Genomic DNA, 402 nt, shown 5'->3' with positions numbered 1-402 from the left:
ATCTGATTTCGTGGAATTGTAGTACGCTTTCTTTCAGTATGTCTAGTCATTCGTTTGGTGGCGATGGCGGAGGTGAACCACGCGTTCCCATACCGAACACGACCGTTAAGCCCTTCAGCGCCGATGGTACTTAGACCGCAGGGTCTTGGGAGAGTAGGACGTCGCCAAGCAGGTGTTATRTTTTACACCTATGCAGCAGCCRTAAGGCTCCGCTGTGATTTAYYTTGCACCTTGAAAACTGGATAACGAAAGAAAAAGAATTGCTGAAACATCCTTTAAAGCTGTTTTTACGTAAGCGAAGGTGAGCGATCACCTGAGCATTTGGTTAAGCTAGTAAGAGCGCACGGAGGATGCCTAGGCACCAGGAGCCGAAGAAGGACGTGGCGAACAACGATACCGCCC

At 49.5% G+C, this 402-nt stretch carries 1 rRNA gene; it reads left to right on the top strand.

From position 1 onward, the window contains the following. Nucleotides 1–53: 53 nt before the first annotated feature. Nucleotides 54–170: ribosomal RNA gene (gene rrf / locus AC1DPK_RS34330) — 5S ribosomal RNA — on the top strand. Nucleotides 171–402 lie beyond the last annotated feature (232 nt).

The sequence above is a fragment of the Paenibacillus sp. 01T424 genome, assembly GCF_056398745.1.
Note: the sequence above shows the minus strand (reverse complement) of the source record. Positions and strands in the feature narration are given on the sequence as shown.